At 44.9% G+C, this 1,684-nt stretch carries 1 protein-coding gene; it reads right to left on the bottom strand.

The genetic code is table 11. From position 1 onward, the window contains the following. Window positions 1-23: 23 nt before the first annotated feature. Complete coding sequence (locus tag BO222_RS10990; RefSeq protein ID WP_075820834.1) at window positions 24-1,541, bottom strand: transposase; 1,518 nt, start codon at window positions 1,539-1,541, stop codon at window positions 24-26. Between the last annotated feature and the right edge of the window lie 143 nt (window positions 1,542-1,684).

Genomic DNA, 1,684 nt, shown 5'->3' with positions numbered 1-1,684 from the left:
TACAACTTTCCCAAATCGATAGACTATAGACGGGCAGACTTCTTCGGTCTGCCTCTTTTTCTTTTAGCTGATTTTTCCTCGGTTTCTGAAGCAGGAAGAATACCCAGTTTCTCCAGTATCTCGATTTGATTCTTATTGGTTTTCACCAGAGTCCATTCTTTGCCATCCATTCTGACTTTCTTTGCGTGTTTGAGAATCCTCAGGATCTGCTTATAGGTTCGATTATCCAGAAGCTCTTCTTTTTCAAACAGGTTTTTGATCCTGAATGTCAGGCATACTGATATGAAGTCAATGAATTCCGATCCGATAACTGCTTCATCGCTTTGAACCCGGGTTTCATCAAACTCCAGGGATGACTTATAGTACCTCATCACCAGTTCGATCTCCCATCTTGTCGAATACATCCTGTAGATTTCTTCAGGGGCTGCATCCAGGTTTGACTCAAAAACGATCGTTCCGAATTTGATCCTTGCCTTCTGGTATTCCCCGTCATTGTAAGTCCCTTCTTTCGAATGTCTCAGGACCCAGTCCTGCTCTTCTTTGGCAGCTTCTCTGGGGTTTCTGAAGGAGTAGAGCCACTTGTGTTTGCCTTCCACCTTCGATTTCCTGTACTGGATCCCATCTTCTCCAGGCAGAACATTCTCATAGTTGTACATACGATGGTCCACAGCGATTCTTGCGCTTCTTCTGAGCGGATTCAGGTATTTCAGTTCCGGTCTTTCTATCAGCAGTTCTTCAATAGCGCTGGCCGGAAAGCCCTTGTCGCAGATCACAAGACCTTTCTGGATGTCGTTGGTGATCAGAAAATCGCTGTAGGAAGTCAGATCCAGCATGTTTCCGGGAAAGACCTGGGAGCAGACTGGCTTTTGCTTCGTGAGATCAAAAGCGTAAAGGATAGACAGGTCTCTTCTTCCTTTCAGTTTTCCCTTTCTGGACCACTCAGAAAATGTATTGATCCTGGAATCGTTCGTCTTCAATGTTCCATCAATGAGCACAGAATCGGAAATCTCAATAGAAGCAGCACGGTTCCGGTTGAACTTTACGATCCTTGAACAGGCTTTTCCCAGATCTTTCTGGAATCTGGAAACGAGGTTTCTTGAGAGGGAGCAGTCTGGAAAACGCTCACTTAAAAACGACTGATCATAGGCTTCTTTGAGTTCACAGTCTTTAATGCCGGGGTTGAGAACCCTCAGGACTGCAATGCAGAAGATCCTTTCCGAATCCTTTCGGTCATAGACGTTGTAAAGCTCATCGAGCAGTTCTTTGCCTTCTTTGATCAGAAGTTCTTCACCAGCCCAGTCTTTGATGTCAACAGGAGCCTGGGATACAGTAGCCGGTTCATTTTCCGGCTCAGGAAGCGGAACATAGACTCCATCAATGATATGGCCGACAGTAGGACCGTTGACAGGATAGTTCTTACCGTTCCTGTGGCGGCAGCCGATACGGGCTTTGACCCCGTATCGGTCTTTGTTTTTTCCGTAGACATAAACAACCGTATTTTTAGGACGTTCAACAGCAAGAATATGGGCAGGGATTGGCATGATCGGCCTCCTTTTATATAGTCTATTTACATAACTACTATACCATAAATAAGCCTATATATCGAGGGCCGACACCGCTAAATTGAACTTAAAAACAGGGGTTAGAGGCTTTACACAAGACCAATCTGCAGAAGAAATTAAAA

This window comes from Ileibacterium valens (assembly GCF_001945525.1).
Lineage (GTDB): Bacteria > Bacillota_I > Bacilli_A > Erysipelotrichales > Erysipelotrichaceae > Ileibacterium > Ileibacterium valens.
This window is presented reverse-complemented; position numbering and strand designations above follow the sequence as displayed.